General features: G+C 56.6%; 18 protein-coding genes, 1 other RNA gene and 2 pseudogenes. 13 read left to right on the top strand and 8 right to left on the bottom strand.

Annotated elements, in window-relative coordinates:
- Positions 1-18: 18 nt before the first annotated feature.
- Positions 19-1,065, bottom strand: a complete 1,047-nt coding sequence (locus tag K5I40_RS12745; protein ID WP_223074664.1) for a PLP-dependent cysteine synthase family protein — start codon at positions 1,063-1,065, stop codon at positions 19-21.
- Between the two features lie 116 nt (positions 1,066-1,181).
- On the opposite strand from K5I40_RS12745, the gene K5I40_RS12750 reads away from it, so the two are divergent.
- From K5I40_RS12750 to amtB, 5 genes are all read left to right on the top strand, one after another.
- Positions 1,182-1,640, top strand: coding sequence for an Lrp/AsnC family transcriptional regulator (locus tag K5I40_RS12750; protein ID WP_039032389.1), 459 nt, complete (start codon positions 1,182-1,184; stop codon positions 1,638-1,640).
- Positions 1,641-1,682: 42 nt separating this feature from the next.
- On the top strand, positions 1,683-3,455 hold the full coding sequence (locus K5I40_RS12755) for a SmdA family multidrug ABC transporter permease/ATP-binding protein (RefSeq protein WP_223074665.1): 1,773 nt from the start codon (positions 1,683-1,685) through the stop codon (positions 3,453-3,455).
- Positions 3,448-5,226, top strand: coding sequence for a SmdB family multidrug efflux ABC transporter permease/ATP-binding protein (locus K5I40_RS12760; RefSeq protein WP_138370616.1), 1,779 nt, complete (start codon positions 3,448-3,450; stop codon positions 5,224-5,226). The genes K5I40_RS12755 and K5I40_RS12760 overlap by 8 nt, the downstream gene beginning before the upstream one ends.
- A 194-nt stretch (positions 5,227-5,420) precedes the next feature.
- Positions 5,421-5,759: a P-II family nitrogen regulator gene (glnK, locus tag K5I40_RS12765; protein WP_032616849.1), complete on the top strand. Its 339-nt coding sequence runs from the start codon at positions 5,421-5,423 to the stop codon at positions 5,757-5,759.
- A 33-nt stretch (positions 5,760-5,792) separates the two neighbouring features.
- Positions 5,793-7,079 (top strand): ammonium transporter AmtB, encoded by a 1,287-nt coding sequence (gene amtB / locus K5I40_RS12770; protein WP_039032392.1) that lies wholly within the window; start codon positions 5,793-5,795, stop codon positions 7,077-7,079.
- Positions 7,080-7,174: 95 nt separating this feature from the next.
- Here amtB and tesB read toward each other — a convergent pair whose 3' ends face one another.
- Entirely contained in the window at positions 7,175-8,035 is an 861-nt protein-coding gene (gene tesB / locus K5I40_RS12775) for an acyl-CoA thioesterase II (RefSeq protein ID WP_138370614.1), read from the bottom strand.
- 208 nt (positions 8,036-8,243) lie between these two features.
- Here tesB and K5I40_RS12780 point away from each other — a divergent pair, with 208 nt between their 5' ends.
- A complete protein-coding gene (locus K5I40_RS12780; RefSeq protein ID WP_039032394.1) occupies positions 8,244-8,813 on the top strand; it encodes a YbaY family lipoprotein in 570 nt (189 codons plus the stop codon).
- A 32-nt stretch (positions 8,814-8,845) separates the two neighbouring features.
- Here the strand turns inward: K5I40_RS12780 and K5I40_RS12785 are convergent.
- A pseudogene (locus tag K5I40_RS12785) lies at positions 8,846-9,169 on the bottom strand (MGMT family protein); the annotation flags it as partial.
- A 166-nt stretch (positions 9,170-9,335) separates the two neighbouring features.
- Here K5I40_RS12785 and ffs point away from each other — a divergent pair.
- An RNA gene (ffs, locus tag K5I40_RS12790) (signal recognition particle sRNA small type) lies at positions 9,336-9,432 on the top strand.
- Positions 9,433-9,657: 225 nt separating this feature from the next.
- The gene (locus K5I40_RS12795) at positions 9,658-10,632 is read left to right on the top strand and encodes a site-specific integrase (protein ID WP_251929818.1); all 975 of its coding nucleotides are present in this window, start codon (positions 9,658-9,660) and stop codon (positions 10,630-10,632) included.
- 76 nt (positions 10,633-10,708) lie between these two features.
- On the opposite strand, the gene K5I40_RS12800 is transcribed toward K5I40_RS12795, so the two are convergent.
- From K5I40_RS12800 to K5I40_RS12815, 4 genes are all read right to left on the bottom strand, one after another.
- Positions 10,709-11,095, bottom strand: coding sequence for a hypothetical protein (locus K5I40_RS12800; protein ID WP_223074668.1), 387 nt, complete (start codon positions 11,093-11,095; stop codon positions 10,709-10,711).
- 1 nt (position 11,096) lies between these two features.
- Positions 11,097-12,473 (bottom strand): PAAR domain-containing protein, encoded by a 1,377-nt coding sequence (locus K5I40_RS12805; RefSeq protein ID WP_223074669.1) that lies wholly within the window; start codon positions 12,471-12,473, stop codon positions 11,097-11,099.
- Positions 12,470-12,955, bottom strand: coding sequence for a hypothetical protein (locus K5I40_RS12810; RefSeq protein WP_223074670.1), 486 nt, complete (start codon positions 12,953-12,955; stop codon positions 12,470-12,472). Before K5I40_RS12810 ends, K5I40_RS12805 begins: the two co-directional genes overlap by 4 nt.
- 244 nt (positions 12,956-13,199) lie before the next feature.
- Positions 13,200-13,811, bottom strand: coding sequence for a recombinase family protein (locus tag K5I40_RS12815; protein WP_223074671.1), 612 nt, complete (start codon positions 13,809-13,811; stop codon positions 13,200-13,202).
- 409 nt (positions 13,812-14,220) lie between these two features.
- Here K5I40_RS12815 and K5I40_RS12820 point away from each other — a divergent pair, with 409 nt between their 5' ends.
- The gene (locus tag K5I40_RS12820) at positions 14,221-14,472 is read left to right on the top strand and encodes a hypothetical protein (protein ID WP_039032396.1); all 252 of its coding nucleotides are present in this window, start codon (positions 14,221-14,223) and stop codon (positions 14,470-14,472) included.
- On the top strand, positions 14,469-14,687 hold the full coding sequence (locus K5I40_RS12825) for a hypothetical protein (protein WP_039032397.1): 219 nt from the start codon (positions 14,469-14,471) through the stop codon (positions 14,685-14,687). Before K5I40_RS12820 ends, K5I40_RS12825 begins: the two co-directional genes overlap by 4 nt.
- 143 nt (positions 14,688-14,830) lie before the next feature.
- On the opposite strand, the gene K5I40_RS12830 is transcribed toward K5I40_RS12825, so the two are convergent.
- Positions 14,831-16,252, bottom strand: a complete 1,422-nt coding sequence (locus K5I40_RS12830; protein ID WP_223074672.1) for a PLP-dependent aminotransferase family protein — start codon at positions 16,250-16,252, stop codon at positions 14,831-14,833.
- Between the two features lie 84 nt (positions 16,253-16,336).
- Between K5I40_RS12830 and K5I40_RS12835 the strand changes: the two genes are divergently transcribed.
- The 3 genes and pseudogenes from K5I40_RS12835 (at position 16,337) to K5I40_RS12845 (ending at position 21,284) form a co-directional block, all read left to right on the top strand.
- A complete protein-coding gene (locus K5I40_RS12835) occupies positions 16,337-16,945 on the top strand; it encodes a YitT family protein (protein ID WP_138370611.1) in 609 nt (202 codons plus the stop codon).
- 76 nt (positions 16,946-17,021) lie between these two features.
- Entirely contained in the window at positions 17,022-18,095 is a 1,074-nt protein-coding gene (locus K5I40_RS12840; RefSeq protein ID WP_223074673.1) for a LacI family DNA-binding transcriptional regulator, read from the top strand.
- 103 nt (positions 18,096-18,198) lie between these two features.
- A pseudogene (locus tag K5I40_RS12845) lies at positions 18,199-21,284 on the top strand (beta-galactosidase).
- Positions 21,285-21,287: the final 3 nt, after the last annotated feature.

The following is a 21,287-nucleotide window of genomic DNA, read 5'->3' on the forward strand; positions in this document are numbered from 1 at the left end:
ACGAAAGTCTGGCTTTTTTTATTTCACCAGCCGGGCAATTTCTGCCAGCCACGGCGCCACATCGCCAATATTCGCTTTTACCCATTCGGCGTTGTAGTAGGTGTCCAGGTAGCGCTCGCCGCTGTCGCACAGCAGGGTGACGATAGAGCCGGTTTGTCCCGCGTCACGCATCCGCGCCGCCAGCTGCAGCGCGCCCCACATATTGGTCCCGGTGGAGGCACCCACCTTGCGACCGAGCTGGGTTTCCAGCCAGTGAGCGGTGGCAACGCTGGCGGCATCGGGCACGCGGAGCATCTCGTCCACTACATCCGGGATAAACGAAGGCTCGACGCGCGGGCGGCCAATCCCTTCAATTCTGCTGCCCACCGGGCTGCGCAGGGCCGGATCGCGCTGCTGCCAGTAATCGAGGAACACCGAGTTCTGTGGGTCCACTACCATCAGGCGAGTATCATAACCCTGGCAGCGAATATAGCGGCCAATGGTGGCCGAAGTGCCGCCGGTTCCGGCGCTCATCACGATATGCGTCGGCACCGGATGGGGTTCATTTTGCATCTGCCGGAAGATACTGTCGGCAATGTTGTTGTTACCGCGCCAGTCGGTTGCCCGCTCCGCGAAGGTAAACTGGTCCATATAATGACCGTTCAGCTCCCGGGCCAGCATCTCTGACGCGGCATAAATTTCACAGGCGCTTTCCACAAAGTGGCAGCGTCCGCCATAAAATTCGATCTGTTCGATTTTGCGTTTTGCCGTGCAGGAGGGCATAACGGCGATAAACGGCAGTCCAAGCAGGCGGGCAAAATAGGCCTCAGAGACGGCGGTTGAGCCGGAAGAGGATTCAATAATGGTGGTGCCCTCATTGATCCAGCCGTTACACAGCCCGTACAGGAACAGCGAGCGCGCCAGACGGTGCTTCAGGCTGCCGGTCGGGTGGGTGCTTTCGTCCTTCAGATAGAGCTGGATACCCGGAAAGCCGGGCAGGGCGAGGCGAATAAGGTGTGTATCCGCCGAGCGCTGATAATCGGCGTTAATTTCACTGATGGCGTTTTTAACCCAGGTGCTATTCATCGAAGTAATCCGTTTGTCATTTTGTGCCCAGCATAGCGAAAAGCACAGAAAAAATTGTTGCTATCTGGCCTTTAAAATAGAATGAGAAGAGAAAATTTTTCTCTGTGGGGGTGGGTATGCTAGATAAAATTGACCGTAAGCTGCTGTCCTTACTGCAAAGCGACTGCACCCTCTCTTTGCAGGCGCTGGCGGATGCCGTTAATCTGACCACCACGCCCTGCTGGAAACGCCTTAAGCGACTCGAAGACGAAGGCATTTTGCTGGGACGCGTGGCGCTGCTCGATCCTGAAAAACTGGGGCTTGGCCTGACCGCGTTTGTGCTGATAAAAACGCAGCACCACAGCAGCGACTGGTACTGCGGATTCGTCAGCGTGGTATCACAGATGCCGGAAGTGCTGGGCTTCTGGCGCATGGCGGGCGAATACGACTACCTGATGCGCGTTCAGGTGGCGGACATGAAGCGCTATGATGATTTCTATAAACGGCTGGTCAACAGCGTGCCAGGTCTGTCGAATGTCACCTCCAGCTTCGCGATGGAACAGATAAAATACACCACCGCCTTACCCATTGAATAACTTCCCGGCGCTGCCGGAATACGATCCTCAGGAAAAGACCGCGTGCGATTATTTGCTCAGTTAAGCTGGTACTTTCGCCGGGAGTGGCAACGCTATCTCGGTGCAGTGGCCCTGCTTATTATCATTGCCATTCTGCAGCTCATCCCGCCGAAAGTGGTGGGCTACGTCGTGGACGGCGTTACCCAACAGCATTACACCACCGCACGGGTGATGATGTGGATCGGCACGCTGGTGCTGACGGCGGTGGTGGTCTATCTGCTGCGCTATGTCTGGCGCGTGCTGCTGTTCGGCGCGTCATACCAGCTCGCCGTGGAGCTGCGGGAAGATTTTTACCGCCAGCTCAGCCGCCAGCATCCGGAATTTTACCTGCGTCACCGCACCGGGGACCTGATCGCCCGCGCCACTAACGATGTCGATCGCGTGGTCTTTGCCGCCGGGGAAGGGGTGCTGACCCTGGTCGACTCGCTGGTGATGGGGTGTGCGGTGCTGATCGTCATGTCAACGCAAATCAGCTGGCAGCTCACGCTGCTGGCGCTGCTGCCGATGCCGATTATGGCGCTGGCGATCAAGCGCTACGGCGACCAGCTGCACCAGCGCTTCAAGCTGGCGCAGGCGGCGTTTTCTACCCTTAACGACCGCACCCAGGAGAGCCTGACCAGCATCCGGATGATCAAAGCCTTCGGCCTGGAAGACCGCCAGTCGTCCCTGTTTGCCGCCGATGCGGCGGATACCGGGGCCAAAAACCTGCGCGTCGCCCGGATCGACGCCCGTTTTGATCCCACGATTTACATCGCCATTGGCACCGCTAACCTGCTGGCCATCGGCGGCGGAAGCTGGATGGTGATTAACGGCTCGCTGACGCTTGGGCAACTGACCAGCTTTGCCATGTATCTGGGGCTGATGATCTGGCCAATGCTGGCTCTCGCCTGGATGTTCAACATTGTCGAGCGCGGCAGTGCGGCCTACAGCCGGATCCGCGCCATGCTCGCCGAAGCGCCGGTGGTTAACGATGGCAGCGAGACAGTGCCGGATGGGCGCGGCGAGCTAAAATTCTCAGTACGGGCCTTTGCCTACCCGCATACGGAAAAAACGACGCTCGAAAATGTCCATTTCACGCTGCAGCCGGGGCAAATGCTGGGCATCTGCGGCCCGACCGGCGCCGGGAAAAGTACCGTGCTCTCGCTGATCCAGCGCCACTTCGATATTGACCAGGGCGAGATCCGCTTCCACGACATCCCGCTGACGCAACTGCAGCTGGATAGCTGGCGCAGCCGCCTGGCGGTCGTCAGCCAGACGCCGTTCCTCTTCTCCGACAGCGTCGCCAACAATATCGCCCTCGGTTGCCCGCATGCGACCCAGGAAGAGATTGAGCACGTCGCCCGCCTTGCCAGCGTCCATGACGACATCCTGCGCCTGCCGCAGGGGTACGAAACCGAAGTGGGCGAACGCGGCGTAATGCTCTCGGGAGGGCAAAAACAGCGCATTTCCATCGCCCGCGCGCTGCTGCTGAATGCCGAGGTTCTGATCCTCGACGATGCCCTTTCTGCCGTCGATGGCCGCACCGAACACCAGATCCTGCACAACCTGCGCCAGTGGGGAGAAGGGCGCACGGTGATCATCAGCGCCCATCGTCTGTCGGCTCTGACCGAGGCGAGCGAAATTCTGGTGATGCAGCACGGGCATATTGCCCAGCGCGGCCAGCATGAACAGCTGGCGGAACAGCCGGGCTGGTATCGCGATATGTATCGTTATCAACAACTGGAAGCGGCACTGGATGACGTGCCGGAAACCGACGAGGAGGCCGCCGATGCGTAGTTTTTCCCAGCTGTGGCCCACCCTTAAGCGCCTGCTGGCGTATGGTTCGCCGTGGCGCAAGCCGCTGTCGCTGGCTGTCGTGCTGCTGTGGATTGCGGCGATTGCCGAAGTAACCGGCCCGCTGCTGATCAGCTATTTCATCGACAACATGGTAGCAAAAAATTATCTCCCGCTCGGTTTAGTCACCGGGCTGGCGGTGGCCTACGTTGGCCTGCAGCTGCTGGCGGCCGGGCTGCACTATGCCCAGTCGCTGCTGTTTAACCAGGCCGCCGTCGGCGTGGTGCAGCAGCTGCGTACCGACGTGATGGATGCCGCCCTGCGCCAGCCCCTGAGTGCGTTTGATACCCAGCCAGTCGGGCAGATCATCTCCCGCGTCACCAACGATACGGAAGTTATCCGCGACCTGTATGTCACCGTGGTGGCTACGGTACTGCGCAGCGCCGCCCTGGTGGGCGCTATGCTGGTGGCGATGTTCAGCCTCGAATGGCGCATGGCGCTGGTGGCGATGGCGATTTTCCCGGCGGTAATGATTGTGATGATCATCTACCAGCGCTACAGCACGCCGATTGTGCGTCGCGTGCGGGCCTATCTGGCGGATATCAACGATGGCTTTAACGAGGTCATCAACGGCATGAGCGTTATCCAGCAGTTCCGCCAGCAGGCGCGTTTCGGCGAGCGGATGGGCGAAGCCAGCCGTTCCCACTATATGGCCCGCATGCAGACCCTGCGTCTGGACGGTTTCCTGCTGCGCCCGCTGTTAAGCCTGTTCTCGGCGCTGGTGCTGTGCGGGCTGCTGATGCAGTTTGGCTTTGCCGCCGGTGGCACCATCGAAGTCGGGGTGCTGTATGCCTTTATCAGCTATCTCGGGCGTCTTAACGAGCCGCTGATCGAGCTCACCACCCAGCAGTCGATGCTGCAACAGGCGGTGGTGGCCGGTGAGCGCGTCTTTGAGCTGATGGATCGCCCGCGCCAGGCGTATGGCGATGACGAGCGCGAACTGCAAAGCGGGGCGATTGATTTTGACAACGTCTCCTTTGCCTATCGCGACGATCGGTTGGTGCTGCAGGATATCAACCTGACGGTGCCGTCCCGCAGCTTTGTGGCGCTGGTGGGGCATACCGGCAGCGGTAAAAGCACCCTCGCCAGCCTGCTGATGGGCTACTACCCGCTCACCGAAGGGGAGATCCGCCTTGACGGACGTCCGCTGTCGAGCCTGAACCACAGCGTACTGCGTAAAGGGGTAGCGATGGTGCAGCAGGATCCGGTGGTGCTGGCCGATACCTTCTTCGCCAACGTGACGCTGGGCCGACCGTTCAGCGAGGAGCAGGTGTGGGACGTACTGGAGAAAGTGCAACTGGCGGAGCTGGCGCGCGGTCTGCACGACGGCATTCATACCCGGCTCGGCGAGCAGGGGAATAACCTGTCTGTCGGGCAAAAGCAGCTGCTGGCGCTGGCCCGGGTGCTGATTGATACCCCGCAGGTGTTGATTCTGGATGAAGCTACCGCCAGCATCGATTCCGGTACCGAGCAGGCTATCCAGCAGGCGCTGGCCGCGGTACGCGAACACACCACCCTGGTGGTGATTGCCCACCGTCTTTCGACCATCGTAGAGGCGGATACCATTCTGGTGCTTCATCGCGGTCAGGCGGTTGAACGCGGTACCCATAAGCAACTGCTTGAGGCAAAAGGGCGTTACTGGCAAATGTATCAGCTGCAGCTGGCCGGGGAAGAGCTGGCCGCCAGCGCCCGTGAGGAATCTCTCAGCGCCTGATGCACTAAAATTAAGCAACCAGCCAGCCGCTGAATCGGTTGGTGCAAAATGAAACGCACCCTGCACTGTCATGGTGCTGTTTTTTCGTCATGCCTTCTCCGTGCCTCGTATTTCCTCTCTTTTCACTTTTGGCACACCCCTTGCAATACCTCTTTCGTTGGCTCGCCAAAACCGAATTCTGACTGGAGGGATATATGAAGCTGGTTACCGTGGTAATCAAACCATTCAAACTCGAAGACGTGCGCGAAGCACTCTCTTCAATGGGTATTCAGGGGCTGACCGTTACCGAAGTGAAAGGCTTCGGTCGTCAGAAGGGGCATGCAGAGCTTTACCGTGGTGCGGAATACAGCGTCAACTTCCTGCCAAAAGTGAAGATTGACGTGGCAATTGCCGACGATCAGCTGGATGAAGTCATCGACGTAATTAGCAAAGCAGCCTACACCGGCAAAATTGGCGACGGCAAAATTTTCGTTGCTGAGCTGCAACGCGTTATTCGCATTCGTACAGGCGAAGCCGACGAAGCGGCACTGTAAAACAGCAGGCACACAGTGATAGGGATCGAGAAAATGAACACAACAACACTTAAAGCAGGTCTGGGGTCTCTGGCGCTGTTGCCGGGCCTGGCAATGGCTGCACCCGCGGTAGCAGACAAAGCCGATAACGCCTTTATGATGATTTGCACCGCGCTGGTGCTCTTTATGACCATTCCGGGGATCGCGCTGTTTTACGGCGGCCTGATCCGCGGCAAAAACGTCCTCTCCATGCTCACTCAGGTAACGGTGACCTTTGCGCTGGTTTGCGTGCTGTGGGTGGTCTACGGCTACTCGCTGGCCTTCGGGGAGGGCAACGCCTTCTTCGGCAGCTTTAACTGGGCAATGCTGAAAAATATCGAGCTGACCGCGGTGATGGGCAGCTTCTATCAGTACATCCACGTGGCGTTCCAGGGTTCGTTCGCCTGTATCACCGTGGGGCTGATTGTCGGGGCGCTGGCGGAACGTATCCGCTTCTCCGCCGTATTAATCTTCGTGGTGGTGTGGCTGACCCTTTCCTACGTGCCGGTGGCGCATATGGTCTGGGGCGGCGGTCTGCTGGCTTCTCATGGCGCGCTGGACTTTGCGGGCGGTACCGTTGTGCATATCAACGCCGCAGTAGCTGGGCTTGTCGGTGCTTACCTGATTGGCAAACGCGTCGGTTTTGGCAAAGAAGCGTTCAAACCGCACAACCTGCCGATGGTCTTTACTGGTACGGCGATCCTCTACTTTGGCTGGTTTGGCTTCAACGCCGGTTCAGCCAGTGCGGCAAACGAAATCGCGGCCCTGGCCTTCGTGAACACCGTTGTCGCGACGGCGGGAGCCATCCTCTCCTGGATCTTTGGCGAGTGGGCGGTACGCGGTAAGCCTTCTCTGCTGGGCGCCTGTTCCGGTGCGATTGCCGGTCTGGTGGGTATTACCCCTGCCTGTGGTTTTGTCGGTGTCGGTGGCGCGCTGATCGTCGGTATCGTGGCGGGTCTGGCCGGTCTGTGGGGCGTGACGGCGCTGAAACGTGTTCTGCGTGTGGATGACCCTTGTGACGTGTTTGGCGTCCACGGCGTGTGCGGTATCGTCGGCTGCATCATGACCGGCATCTTCGCTTCAACCTCTCTGGGCGGCGTAGGCTATGCGGAAGGCGTGACCATGGGCCATCAGGTTCTGGTGCAGCTGGAAAGTATCGCCATCACGGTAGTCTGGTCGGGCGTGGTTGCCTTTATCGGCTACAAGCTGGCGGACATGACGGTTGGGCTGCGCGTACCGGAAGAGCAGGAGCGCGAAGGTCTGGACGTCAACAGCCACGGCGAGAATGCGTATAACGCGTAAATAAAAGCAAACGGCAACCTCGGTTGCCGTTTTAGTGTTTGCACCCTCTCCCGGTGGGAGAGGGCCGGGGTGAGGGCACCAGGCCGCACGTAACATTATCCCCGATTACGCATCACCCCTTCCTGCACGGTGGATGCCACCAGCACGCCATCCTGGGTATAGAACTCACCGCGCACAAACCCGCGAGCGCTGGACGCCGAGGTGCTCTCCACGCTGTAGAGCAGCCACTCATTCATATTGAACGGACGGTGGAACCACATCGAATGGTCGATCGTCGCAACCTGCATCCCTTTCTCAAGGAAGCCCACGCCGTGCGGCTGCAGGGCAACCGGCAGGAAGTTAAAATCCGAGGCATAACCCAGCAGATACTGATGCACGCGGAAATCTTCCGGCATGGTGCCGTTGGCGCGGATCCACACCTGACGGGCAGGCTCTGCGACGTGGCCTTTCATCGGGTTATGAAACTCGACCGGGCGGATCTCCAGCGGCTTGTCGCAGAGAAACTTCTCTTTAACCTGCGGGGGCAGCAGATGCGCCAGCGCGCGGGCAATGTCGGTCTCAGAACGCAACGCGTCAGGCGCAGGGGCTGGCGGCATCGTCTTCTGATGCTCATAGCCCGGTTCAGGGGCCTGGAACGACGCCGTCATATAGAAAATCGGCTTGCCGTTCTGCACCGCCGCCACGCGACGGGCGCTGAAGCTGTTGCCATCGCGCAGGACTTCAACGTCATATACGATGGGTTTCTGGCTGTCGCCCGGGCGCAAAAAGTAGCTGTGAAAAGAGTGCACAAAGCGCTCCGCAGGTACGGTCTCTTTAGCAGCGTAGAGGGCTTGTCCCACAACCTGGCCGCCGAAAACCTGGCGTAAACCCAGATCTTCGCTTTGTCCCCGAAAGAGTCCTTCTTCTATTTTTTCCAGGTTTAATAATGTCAGCAGATTGCTTAGTGCCTGACTCATAGTCGTCCTCAATTAATACGCCGTGGCGAAAGATACGCAGAGTATAACGCAGAAATGAAAGTGGTCCGATGGGTGCAATAATCTGAATAACAGGGGGATTCCAGGCATAAATAATTGATATGTGCCACACTTAGTCTCGTTATCTTTATGTTAACCACTCATCTGGCGGTATCGATCCCGCTGGTGCATTGATGATAAGGAGAACTCAATGAAACTCGTGCACGTGTTAAGTGGTTTAGCGGTAGCGGTCGCTCTTTCTGCCTGCGCAGACAAAAGCGCAGACATTCAGACGCCAGCGCCGAACCCTAATACTGCTGGCGTAGCCGCTCAGCCGACTATTCAGCAGCCAAATGTCTCTGGTACGATCTGGATCCGCCAGAAAGTTGCTTTACCGCCGGATGCGGTGTTAACCGTTACCCTGTCTGATGCCTCGCTGGCCGATTCGCCATCGAAAGTACTGGCGCAGCAGGCGACGCGTACCGAGGGTAAACAGGCGCCATTCAAATTTGAACTGCCGTTTAACCCGGCGGATGTTCAGCCCAATGCCCGTATTCTGCTGAGTGCGGCGATCACCATTAACGATCAGGTTGTTCTGATGACCGACATCGTGAAGCCGGTGATCAACCAGGGCGGTACGAAAGCCGATCTGGTGTTGGTCCCGGTGCAGCAGACCTCGCTGCCGCTGCAGCCTGGCGGCGGTGCGCCGACCACGGTGCCGTCAACGTCACCAACCCAGGTTAGTCCGTCTACGGCGACCCCGGCGCCAACCCAGCTTTAATGTTCCCTGCCCCTCTCGCCTGAGAGGGGCATTTAGTACCGCCAGCGGTATCGCTGCATATCTATCTCTCCACTGCCTGACACCTGCACCCCTTCACTGAGCAATGCCTGACGCTGACGCTGCAAATCCGGCCCCGTTAAGGAGATCGCTCCGTGGCGGTTGACGACCCGGTGCCAGGGCAGGGTACTGCCTTCCGGCAGCCGTTTGAGGACACCGCCTACCTGCCGGGCTGCGCGGGGAGAGCCCGCCAGTCGTGCCACTTCGCCATAGGTGATGACCGTGCCTTCGGGAATCAAAGCAACTATCTGCCATACCCGCTGGGGAAAAGAGTCGTGCTCGTCCATTTTTTTCTCCTGTGTTGCGGGCATGATAGAGATTAACGGGTAATAGAGGAAGAAAGCGCCCACTCTGTAAACGCTTTGCGCAATAAAACATCACCCGGACGCGGTTAACTTGCAATTGCCATCTGGTACAGTGATAATGCGCCAGCGCGTTGGTTAACAACGCTCTCAATGGGGGCTCTGTTGGTTCTCCCGCAACGCTACTCTGTTCACCAGGTCAGGTCCGGAAGGAAGCAGCCAGGGCAGACGACGTGTGTGCCGGGATGTAGCTGGCAGGGCCCCCACCCATTTCTGATAACGCTATGTTTTCTATAGCTAAAACCCTGTTGTCTTTGCATTGATTTGCTGGTGGTACAACTTTTGTGTATCACTTAGAAGGCTAATCAATGTCACATCTGATGCTTTCCCGTCACGGGATCTGGTACTACCGCAGAGTTTATTCAACACCTCGGAGACGGCGCGAGATTCGTATTTCTCTGCGTACACGTTCAAAGCGTGAAGCTATGAAACGTGCAGAACAATACATTACCTCACAGCCTTTCGCCTGTGTTCCCAAGGCCATCCCGGCACACTCATCTTCTGCCCTGGCTGCATCTGTACTGGTGAACGAGAAGAAATCATTATTTCCGAACCTGAAAAGTGAGCTTGAGAAGTACGCCAATGCGAAAACGGGGTCTGTGGGTGAGCGCGAGATTTTGACGATCAACAGGTGCGTGAATGCGTATTTGGCTGCGACCAAAGAGCCATTTAGCAAGAGAAGCGCAGCGGCGTTTGTTGATAGTTTGGAAGGATCTGCATCTACCAGAAACCGTTACATCAAGAAGAACTCTGCGTTTTTCAAATGGCTTGCCACTCGTACAGATGAAGATATTCGAAACACATTTGAGGGGATGGGTGTTAAGGAAACAACAGCACCGATGGATCGCCGTCCTGCCTACTCGCTCAACGATCTGAAACGATTGCACATTGCTTTGCATGGCGTGAAGGACTGGAAGCGGTGGATCATTCTGATTGGTAGCTATTCGGGGATGAGGCAGAATGAGATTTGCCAGCTTTACCACAATGACGTGATGAGAGTTGAGGGGGGTTGGTGCTTCCGTGTTGATAACTTGAACCCAAATCAGACGATAAAAACGGATAGTTCGCGGCGGTTCGTTCCGATCCATTCGCAGCTTCTTACGCTTGGCCTGCTTGATTTCATCACTGACAGAAAAGGGCATTTGTTCCCTGAGCTTACCTTGCATCTCGGCAGTTATGGGCACTATTTTAGCCGTTGGTTTACGAGATTCAGGGGTAAGCATGATTTGCCTGAGTACCATTCGTTGCGCCACTACGGCGCCACAACATTTAAACAGAATGGTTTCCCTGAGCAGTTCGCTTCCCAAGTTCTCGGTCACTCGAATGCGACGATAACTTATAACCGATACGGGAAGGGCGTTGATGTCTCGCGGTTGGTGCAAGTGATAGAGGCTCTTTGAGCTATGTATCAAGGGAGCCAGCAGTTATGCTGGCGTTAATATAATGAAAAGAGTGTGCATGTTATTTATTGATGCTCTATGATTTGAAAATCAATAGATCGAATATCAAAAAGGAAATAAAGAAAATGATGGCAATGAAAAGTAATAAGAACTTCACTTTCAACCATTTTATCATTTCATTAGGCAAATCTTTAATAAAGTCATAATGTTCTGATTCCATATCTCTAACAATAAAGCTGCCCTTTCTAACAATGAGAGGAAAGAAAAAGAATAAATCTTTTTGGAATGTTAAAAATATACCGCCAGCCTGAGCAATAGTTATACCTCCTGGCAGAAAACCAAACTTTTCACGAAATGCATCACAAAGCTGTAGGTGTTGTTTGTTCTTTAGCGTTGAATAACCAAACGCAGCAATAGTAGTAAAGACGAATAAGATAAATAAAATAGCGGTTACGCTTTTCATCTTATTGTCCTACACTGTTATAGATAAACTCACCAACGGCCTCACCACCAGATGATGAAAGTTCACCACCTACATATCCAGCAGAGGTTCCAAGTATTACGCCACAAGCTAATGCACCAGCACCACCTGCTGCCATTGTAGCACTGCCCAAGACTAACGAGCATATGCCCATGCCTATCGCACCACCAGCTAAACCACCAGCAAGGCCACCAGAGAAACTACCGATCTCAGTATATTTTTTCTTAGTACATTCAGCCTCTCGACCAGTTGAACAAGCCTCATTTATCTCATTGATTGAGTGAACCGCACTAAATGCTATTCCAACGTAACCAGCATAACGCATCGCCTTAGTATATTTAGCCGCTCGCTCGATATGCGTTGCGTAGCCTTCAATATCGCTGATCCCTGTCTCATTCCATTTATACGTGATTGAACTAGTGGACAAGCCAAGCGCATTTTTTATTTTTGTATACTCGCCAAACTTCATGGCCTTATTCAGGAAGCCAACTTTAAGCACACGATCAAGTTCAGTGAAGAGTTGCGCACGTCTAACATAAAACTGTTCGCCGATTAATGCGCCTCGCGTCATATAGGTATTTTTATAAGTTTCCTGGATTTCTTTAAGAATCTTTTCGATATTCTCAAAATATTTCCCAACTGGATCAGCTGCAAGTCCAATGCCTTTATCCGCAATATTAGAGAAGTTGGCAATGGTAGCGTAATGTTTATGCAGGAAGTTAGCTTCCTCGTGCGTTAGCGGTTCCAGTACTGTATCAATGCGCTGTTTCGCTGCTTTCATGTGGGCGATCTGTTCGCTGTCCTGTTTGTCAGGATCAACCACGAGCATGATAGACCCGGCTTTGTACTCCTTACCTGAACCGTTAAGTGAGCGGTAAAGTTCGCGTGTTCCTTCTGGCTGACCACCAGCGAACAGGATGCTTTCAAAAGATTCGGTTGTAGATGTTTGAGGGACTACGCAAAAACCAGCATCAACACCAATACGTTTCTTTTTAGCCGCTTGTGCGTGTTGTTCCGGTTCAGTTGATGAATTGATCCAAGCGGGTTCTGGCCTTGGAGTGTTCCCTATCCATTGACCTGCTGGGGAGATAAGAATGTTAGACCCAATCGGACAGCCGCAAATAACTTCGGCACCATTTCCTGCTGCGATTTTTCCTTCAAGGTTCATTGTTGGGATGTTACCGATTATTTCCCCAACCTCTCCGCATTTAGGGCAGGGCGTAGTTTTATCGCCGTGTCTCAATGCTCCCAGGTGCGCATTTGAAAAGTTTGGAAGACTACTAAGCCCTTGCGCCCCCGTAGTCGTTTCATCGCCGTGAAGTCCTTCGGGGATTCCATCCCATGTTGAACGGTTACTCATACTGTAGTCTCGTCAGCCAGAAAATCCTTGGCTGATGGCAATCCTTCACGATCTACGCACATTGCCCCAGATTGCGGGGTACTGATGATTTCATCGCCGTTATCAAGTTTGCTGCCTACAACTGCAATACCGACGCCGCCGTAGGTTTTACTTTTTCCGGTGCTGGTGGCAATACGTGCGGTAGTTCCGTCGGGATAAACAACTTCATCACCTTTTAGTGCAATGCTCATCATTTCGCCATTTTCAGCCTGCATCTTAGCTTTGTGATGAGTCTCGCGAACAATACCGCCCTGGCGTGTGAGGCTCCCGACCGTGGCAAAGCGGTAGATTTTGTTTACGGGGTGCCGCCGATTTATCTCTTTTTGTTCAGCAATGATGGCGCGTGCGCTATCTGCCATACCTGCGATTTGTTCTGGGGTGAAGGTCGGTTCGTTAAAAGATGCCAGGATTTCAGCGCTAAGATCGTTGTTATACTGTTTCATAAGTCCCTCTACTTGTTATAGAAATAATCACAGAGGTCATTTTACAAACAATAACCACAGGCGCAACAAGTATTAGATCTAAGTGAAACTACGTTTCGTAACAGAAGGTTAGGGGATAGGACGATGCTTTGCGGCATTGCTTGAACTATTAAGTGCGAACTTTGAGGCACTCCCGGTTGTTACCCCGGAAATCCCCAAGTATCAGGGGCTGGTAGGGCACTGGTGGTCCCGTAACGGATGAGGCTTACGCCGCCAGCACTTTGTTAATGGTGGTTCTTGCTGCACCTGTGAGGCGATGGATCTCGCTCTTCATCTTACCTGCTCCATGCAATACGCGAATCTGTTCGTGCAGTTTCTTGTCCACTGGACGGCCCTTGTAAGCGCCCTCAGCTTTCGCCTTGCTGATTCCCTCAGCCTGACGGCGGCGGCGGTCTGTGTAGTCTTTACGGGCTATTACTGCCAGCATTTCTAACATCATGCCGTTGATAGCTTTCATCATCGACTGCATAAACTCACCCTGTGCGGCTAACACTACGTGGCTGGTAGGCAGGTCGAGAGCTACCACCCGTAAACCTTTACTATCGATCTGAGCTTTAAGTGTCTCCCAATCCTCAGCGCTGAGACGGCTCAGGCGGTCTACTTGTTCGACTAACAGAATGTCTCCGGGCGCGGCTATGTCTATCAGGCGCATAAGCTCCGGGCGCTGTAAGCTGGCTCCGCTTACGTTCTCAATGAAGTATGTGACGTGACCCAAATCATGAGCGGCGGCGAACTCAGCCAATGCTGCTTTGGCGCGTGTAGCATCCTGCTCTTTAGTGGAGGCGCGAATATAGGCATAAACTCGGCTGGTGGTCATCAGGGTAGTCTTTATGTAGCTTTTGGGTTGTAGTATAATTGCATGTGGCGTTTAAGTGGACAAGCGCTATTTAAGCTACGCCTTTTAGGCCACTTTCATCACGTAGTGTTAATGTATACTCAAAAGCTACGTTTGTGTGATGGCGTAAGGATTCACGCCACTTAAGTCTGTCGTATCCCCCTTTCTACTATTATCCACATCAATAGTGCGCATATTTTATATTTTCATATCTGCCTGTCTATTTCGCAAATTGTCATCATACTGAAACGTGACTGTCATTATTCTGTCATAAATTTTCGGCAGGGTAAGTGTGACATTTTTATTATCTATAAGCAGGAAATATATATCTGGATAATAATGTTAACTTCGTGTATTAATTTAAGAAAATAGTGCCAGGGATGTTAAAACCATGACGACTGCTGTCCTGAATGTGAAAATTGACGAAGCGCTGAAAGAGAAGCTTCGTCATTATGCCGAAGTGAATAATGAGAATCTCAGCGTTACCACAGAGAAGCTGCTGCAGATGGCGTTTGCTGTAGCAGATGAGGCGGGAGTAACGGAAGAGGATATCGACAATCAGCATACGGAAGAAGAGAGTGTAGCTCCATTTACTCCTAAAGAAATCAAAGCATTAAGAAAAATTCTGAAGAAGAAAAAATGAAACAACATCAACAATCAACCGCCAGCAGCTACTCAGAGGCCTGCTCGCTTCTGCGCTCTGGCTATGTCAAACATGTCCGCCTGGGCTGGGACGTTGGCAGTGATGAGTTCTTTCGAATTGCGTCTGACTGGTGTGATACCGGCGCAAAAATAAAGAAAGAAGGCGATAGTTTTGTTATTTCCCTGAAAGGTTTCCCTATCCCGGCTCAGCACTGATCTCCCCATGCTGAAAATGTCTGACTGTAACCATTACAGTCAGACATTTTTAAATCTCGTCTTATTAGCGACTATTTGTGCGCCCGCTCACTCTTTTCCCGTAATAAATATTACTGTTGCATTCGTTCATTGAGTCAAAGCGATTATACCAGCGTGCGTTTTACACTGTGGCCGCTGTTACTCAGCGCCATCCACAGCGGCTTGATCCGCACCAGCGCGTTTTCCAGCTCAGCAGGCGCCAAAGAAAAAGGCATGCGCAGGTAGCGGTCAAAGGCCCCGGAGAGGCCAAAGCGCGTCCCGGTACCCAGATGAATGCCCGCCGCTTCGGCGCGCGAGGCCAGCTGGGTGGCCAGCATATCCGGCAGCTCAACCCAGTAAGAGAGACCCCCTTCCGGCATCCGGAAACGCCAGTCCGGGAAATGTTCCTGCAGCAGCGCCGCACAAGCATCCCGCCGCTCACGCAGCATCTGCCGTCGGGCAGATAAAAATGTTTCGCCATTCTCAATCAGCCACTGGGTTGCCAGCTGTTCCAGCAGCGGCGAGCCAAGATCGAGCGTATCGCGGGTCTGGACAAGCGTGGCGATGGTGCGTGCCGGGGCGCGAACCCAGCCCAGACGCAGACCTCCCCAGAAACTTTTTCCCGCCGAGCCCAGCGTAATGACATTGCCGTTCGGGCAGAAGGAGGCCAGCGGCCGCGGGGGAGGGGCATCGAACCACAGATCCACCATGGTTTCATCCACTACCAGCGTGGTGCGGGCCCGGGCAGCCACGGCGGCGATGGCCTCCCGACTCTTCTCGTCCATGCAGCGGCCAGTAGGATTGTGAAAATCGGGCATCAGGTACGCCAGGCGCGGCGCGGTCTGGGCGAGGGTGGCGGCAAAACCGTCGATATCCCAGCCGGTATGCGGCAGCGACACGCCTACCGGCCGACAGGATGCACCCTGAATCGCCGCGATAGCCAGCGGGTAGGTGGGGTGATCCACCACCACCCGATCGCCCGGGCCGGTGAACATGCGCAGCACCAGCGCCAGCCCGCTGACGGCACCGTTAACTACCATCACCTCTTCAGCCCGGGTAGGTAAACCGCGGCCGGTATAGCGTGCCGCAATGGCTTCGCGCAGCGCCAGCAATCCCAGCTGATCGTAGCCGGTTTGCGTCAGATGCGGGGTAATGGCGGTCAGGGCATGCGTATAGGCCTGATGGATCTCCGGCCCGGCACCCAGCGCGGCGGTAGAGAGATCCAGCGCCGCGCTGGCGTTGGCGCGGGTAGGGGGCGTGCGGCTGTCGGGCAGGATCACCCGCGAGCCACTGCCGTGCCGGCTTTCGAGATAACCTTCGTCCCGCAGATGGGCCAGGGCGCTGCTGACGGTGGTCCGGCTGACCTCGAGGGTTAAGGCCAGTTCCCGTTCCCCGGGCAGGCGCGTATCCAGCGCCAGCCTGCCGTCGAGGATCAGCAGGCGCAGGGCATCGGCCAGCTGCCGCCACAGCGGGGTACGGGAGGCACTCTCCTGCCAGTGACCCAGCAGGCGAACCAATGACTGACTTCCAAAACGACGTGATGACACGGGCAGTCCACTTTTTGAAAACTGGACATTAATCATAGGGCCATTTCAGGCAATGATTAAAGCAGAAACCACCGGAGAAAGATCATGTTGCGTCGATTACTTCAGCTTTACGTCGGATTAAGCCTGTACGGCCTGTCAACGGCGATGTTTGTCCGTGCGGATCTGGGAGCCGATCCGTGGAATGTCTTTCACCTGGGGGTGGCAAAACTGCTGGCAATGGATATTGGCACCGTCATGATCCTCACCGGGGCGCTGGTCCTGCTGGTCTGGATCCCGCTGCGCCAGCGTCCCGGTCTCGGCACGATCAGTAACGTGATTGTGATTGGCCTGGCCGCCGATGCCGCATTGGCAGTTATTCCGGCCATTGATTCGCTGATGGCTCGCAGCCTGCTGCTGGCAAGCGCGGTGATTGTCAATGCGCTGGCGACGGGCATGTATATCGGGGCCGGATTTGGCGCCGGGCCGCGCGACGGCCTGATGACCGGGATCAACGCCCGCACCGGCTGGTCGGTTCGCAGCGTACGCACGGCGATTGAAATTACGGTCCTGCTGATTGGCTGCGTGCTGGGCGGCACCTTTGGGGTGGGAACCATACTCTATGCGTTGAGCATCGGACCGCTGATCCAGATCTGCCTGCCGTGGTTTCGGCAGAAGCCGCGGATCGTTGCCCCAGAGCCGGGCCGCGTTGTCTGATTTTGCGAAGCGCTCACATGCTTTACGCCAGGCGTTATGACAGAATAGACACATCCGTCACTGCCCCCTGAAGCATATGAAAGCCATAACCCTCTACGATGTCGCCCGCCTGGCGGGCGTCTCCTACCAAACCGTCTCGCGGGTCATTAATGATGCGGCCCACGTCTCCGCCCGTACCCGGGAGAAAGTGCTGCAGGCGATGGCCGAGCTGCACTATGTACCCAATCGCGGCGCCCAGCAGCTGGCAGGCAAACGCACCCGTACGCTGGGGCTTATCACTACCGATCTGGCGCTGCATGCCCCCTCGCAGATCGCGTCGGCGGTAAAAACGCGGGCCGGGGAGCGTGGGGCGAGCGTGCTGATCTCGATGGTCGAGGATCCACAGCAGTGCCTGGCGGCGGTGCAGGAGCTGCTGGCCCAGCGCGTGGAAGGATTGCTGGTCAACGTCCCGCTGGAAGATGCGCTGGCCGAAAGCCTGCAGGCGCAGGCCGTTCCGGTGCCGGTGTTATTTCTTGATGTCACCCCCAACGCCCGGGTACACAGCCTGGTGTTCGATGCAGAGCAAGGAGCAAACCTGGGGGCGGAACACCTGCTGGCGCTGGGCCATCAGCGAATTGCCCTGCTCGGCGGGCCGCAAAGTTCCGTCTCTGCCCGGGCACGGCTTGCAGGCTGGTTATCAGCCTTAGGTCAGGCGGGTCTCGAACCTTGCTCCGTCGTTCAGGGTGACTGGAGCGCGGCCTCAGGTTATGAAAAAGGCCATCAGCTGCTGGCCGGGGCGATTCTCCCGCAGGCGATCCTGGTGGCGAACGATCAGATGGCCCTGGGCGTGATGCGCGCCTGCGCCGAAAAAGGGATTGCGGTGCCGGGCCAGATATCGGTGGTGGGTTTTGACGATACCACCGACAGCGCATGGTTTACCCCGCCGCTGACCACGGTTCGTCAGGCGTTTCGTGAGGCCGGCCTGCGCAGCGTGGAGTGGCTGCTGGCGCAGCAGGATAGCGCCAAAGAGGCGCCCTCACAAACCCGGCTGCCGGTAACGCTGATCGAGCGCCATTCCACCGCCCGGGAAGGGATCCCGCAGGGGAGCGACGATCTTGCCCGGCAGCTAAAATCGCTGGCGCTGCTGGCGGAACAGCTGGCGCGCCGATAACGCTTTTGTGATCGCCCTCGCTTCATGACGCTCTCCCGCTTTACCCTGTCTCCCTGGCAGGGCATTGTATCTAAAATTGTGAGCGCTTCGCAAAGAGGTAAACATGTCCCATCCTGCTCCGCTGACCCTCAGCACCCTGATCACTCGCCGCGACTGGGAAAACCCCGGCGTCACCCAATGGAATCGACTCCCTGCCCACGTGCCCTTGAGCAGCTGGCGCGACGAACACGCCGCGCGGGATGAGGGTAAGACGCCCAGCGTCCGCTCGCTTAACGGCGACTGGCAGTTCAGCTTTTTTACGGCTCCGGAGCAGGTTCCCGACAGCTGGACGCAACAGGATTGCGCGGATGCGGTGGTGATGCCCGTCCCCTCCAACTGGCAGATGCAGGGCTTTGATACCCCGATCTACACTAACGTTACCTATCCGATTGCGGTGAACCCGCCGTTTGTTCCGGCAGAGAACCCGACCGGTTGTTACTCGCTCACATTCGAGATGGAAGAGAGCTGGCTGGCGAGCGGCCAGACCCGGCTGGTCTTCGAGGGCGTCAACTCGGCCTTTTACCTGTGGTGCAACGGCCAGTGGGTAGGCTACTCCCAGGACAGCCGCCTGCCTGCGGAGTTTGATGTTTCTGCGTTCCTGCGCGCAGGCAGCAATCGCCTGGCGGTAATGGTGCTGCGCTGGTGCGACGGCAGCTATCTCGAAGATCAGGATATGTGGCGGATGAGCGGCATCTTCCGCGACGTCACTCTGCTGCACAAACCGGCTACCCATATCGCCGATTATCACGTCGAGACCGAACTGAATGCCGATTATGACCGTGCCCGGCTTAAGCTGGGGCTGACCCTCGGCGGGAGTGATTACGCCGATTGCGAGGTGAGCGTCAACCTGTGGCGGGAAGGGGAGCTTATCGCCAGCGCCGTCGGCCTGCCGGGCTCGGACATTGTCGATGAGCGGGGTCACTGGCAGGAGAGGGTCAATGTTTCACTGAAGGTGGAACAACCGGCGCTGTGGAGCGCGGAAATCCCCGCCCTGTACCGGCTGACCCTTGCGCTGCGCGACGCTCAGGGCCAGGTTCTGGACATTGAAGCCTGCGACGTCGGCTTCCGCCACGTTGAGATAGCCAACGGGCTGCTGAAGCTCAACGGCAAGCCGCTGCTGATCCGCGGGGTGAACCGTCACGAGCATCACCCCGAGCGCGGGCAGGTGATGGACGAAGCCACCATGCGCCGCGACATTGAGCTGATGAAGCAGCACAACTTTAACGCCGTACGCTGCTCGCACTATCCTAACCATCCGCTGTGGTACCGCCTGTGCGATCGCTACGGGCTCTACGTGGTGGATGAGGCCAATATTGAAACCCACGGTATGGTGCCGATGAGTCGACTGGCCGACGATCCGCGCTGGCTGCCCGCCATGAGCGAACGCGTCACCCGGATGGTGCAGCGCGACAGAAATCACCCGTCGATTATTATCTGGTCCCTGGGCAATGAGTCCGGTCATGGCGCGAACCACGACGCCCTTTACCGCTGGGTGAAGGCCACCGATCCGACCCGTCCGGTACAGTACGAGGGCGGCGGCGCCAATACCGCGGCGACCGACATTGTGTGTCCGATGTACGCCCGCGTCGATCAGGATCAGCCTTTCCCGGCAGTACCAAAATGGTCACTTAAAAAGTGGATCGGCATGCCGGATGAGACCCGCCCGTTGATCCTCTGCGAATACGCCCACGCGATGGGCAACAGCTTCGGCGGGTTCGCGAAATACTGGGAGGCCTTCCGCAAACATCCTCGCCTGCAGGGCGGTTTCGTCTGGGACTGGGTTGACCAGGCGCTGACGAAATACGACGAGCAGGGCAATCCCTTCTGGGCTTACGGCGGCGATTTTGGCGATAAGCCTAACGACCGACAGTTTTGTCTCAACGGGCTGGTGTTCCCGGATCGCACCCCGCATCCGGCCCTGTACGAAGCCCAGCGCGCCCAGCAGTTCTTCACCTTTACTCTGCACAGCCACTCTCCGCTGGTGGTGGAGGTGCAGAGCGATTATCTCTTCCGCACCACGGACAACGAGCAGCTGCGCTGGTCGGTGATGCGCGATGGCGAAGTGCTGGCCACTGATGTTGTCGCTCTGAACATCCCGGCGCAAGGGAAGCAACGGCTGGAGATCGCCCTGCCGCAGTGGACAGCTGCGCCGGGGGATGTCTGGCTGAACGTGGAAGTGTTCCAGCCTGCGGCCACGCCGTGGTCCGGCGAAAATCACCTCTGCGCCTGGGATCAGTGGCCGCTGCCCGCGCCGTTATTCGTCGCAACACCAAAAGCTGCCGGGGAAACACCGCTGCTGACCGCGCGGATGACGCCCTGGTGGTAACGCATCAGCAGCAGCGCTGGCAGTTTGACCGCGCCAGCGGCGACCTGACCCAGTGGTGGCGCGAGGGAGAGCCAACCCTGTTTTCACCGCTGACCGATAACTTCACCCGCGCCCCGCTGGATAACGATATCGGCGTCAGCGAAGCGACCCGCATCGATCCCAACGCCTGGGTGGAGCGCTGGAAGGCGGCGGGGATGTACAACCTGACGCCGCGTCTGCTGCAGTGCGACGGCGAGCAGCTGGAGCAAGCGGTGACTCTCACCACGCTGCATGCCTGGGAGCATGGCAACCAGGTCCTGTTCCTGAGCCGTAAATACTGGCGTATCGACAGCCAGGGCGTGCTGCATGGCGATATTGAAGTCCAGGTGGCGAGCGATATACCCGAACCTGCGCGTATTGGGCTCTGCTGTCAGCTGGCCCTGACGCCGCAGACTGTAAGCTGGCAGGGACTCGGGCCCTATGAGAACTACCCGGATCGCAAGCTCGCCGCCCGTCAGGGGCGCTGGGAACTGCCGCTGGCTGAGCTGCATACGCCTTACATTTTCCCCACCGACAACGGCCTGCGCTGCGATACGCGTCAGTTGAACCTGGGACAGCATCAGCTGGATGGAGACTTCCACTTCTCGGTAAGCCGCTACAGCCAGACGCAGCTGCGTGAGACGTCGCACCACCACCTGTTACGAGAGGAGTCCGGCTGCTGGCTGAACCTTGATGCCTTCCATATGGGCGTCGGCGGGGATGACTCCTGGAGCCCAAGCGTCTCACCGGAATTTATTCTGCAGGGGAAAAAGGTGCGTTACGCCTTTAGCTGGCAACAGAACTAAACT

This window comes from Leclercia sp. LTM14, assembly GCF_023736175.1.
Classification (GTDB): Bacteria; Pseudomonadota; Gammaproteobacteria; order Enterobacterales; family Enterobacteriaceae; genus Enterobacter; species Enterobacter barmai.

Bases quoted from the DNA above. Each gene is read 5' to 3' on its own strand.
- K5I40_RS12760 (WP_138370616.1), top strand. From the start codon at position 3,448: ATGCGTAGTTTTTCCCAGCTGTGGCCCACCCTTAAGCGCCTGCTGGCG.
- tesB (WP_138370614.1), bottom strand. From the start codon at position 8,035: ATGAGTCAGGCACTAAGCAATCTGCTGACATTATTAAACCTGGAAAAA.
- glnK (WP_032616849.1), top strand. From the start codon at position 5,421: ATGAAGCTGGTTACCGTGGTAATCAAACCATTCAAACTCGAAGACGTG.
- K5I40_RS12820 (WP_039032396.1), top strand. From the start codon at position 14,221: ATGACGACTGCTGTCCTGAATGTGAAAATTGACGAAGCGCTGAAAGAG.
- K5I40_RS12810 (WP_223074670.1), bottom strand. From the start codon at position 12,955: ATGAAACAGTATAACAACGATCTTAGCGCTGAAATCCTGGCATCTTTT.
- K5I40_RS12840 (WP_223074673.1), top strand. From the start codon at position 17,022: ATGAAAGCCATAACCCTCTACGATGTCGCCCGCCTGGCGGGCGTCTCC.
- K5I40_RS12805 (WP_223074669.1), bottom strand. From the start codon at position 12,473: ATGAGTAACCGTTCAACATGGGATGGAATCCCCGAAGGACTTCACGGC.
- K5I40_RS12835 (WP_138370611.1), top strand. From the start codon at position 16,337: ATGTTGCGTCGATTACTTCAGCTTTACGTCGGATTAAGCCTGTACGGC.
- K5I40_RS12800 (WP_223074668.1), bottom strand. From the start codon at position 11,095: ATGAAAAGCGTAACCGCTATTTTATTTATCTTATTCGTCTTTACTACT.
- K5I40_RS12780 (WP_039032394.1), top strand. From the start codon at position 8,244: ATGAAACTCGTGCACGTGTTAAGTGGTTTAGCGGTAGCGGTCGCTCTT.
- K5I40_RS12795 (WP_251929818.1), top strand. From the start codon at position 9,658: ATGAAACGTGCAGAACAATACATTACCTCACAGCCTTTCGCCTGTGTT.
- K5I40_RS12750 (WP_039032389.1), top strand. From the start codon at position 1,182: ATGCTAGATAAAATTGACCGTAAGCTGCTGTCCTTACTGCAAAGCGAC.
- amtB (WP_039032392.1), top strand. From the start codon at position 5,793: ATGAACACAACAACACTTAAAGCAGGTCTGGGGTCTCTGGCGCTGTTG.
- K5I40_RS12745 (WP_223074664.1), bottom strand. From the start codon at position 1,065: ATGAATAGCACCTGGGTTAAAAACGCCATCAGTGAAATTAACGCCGAT.
- K5I40_RS12825 (WP_039032397.1), top strand. From the start codon at position 14,469: ATGAAACAACATCAACAATCAACCGCCAGCAGCTACTCAGAGGCCTGC.
- K5I40_RS12815 (WP_223074671.1), bottom strand. From the start codon at position 13,811: ATGACCACCAGCCGAGTTTATGCCTATATTCGCGCCTCCACTAAAGAG.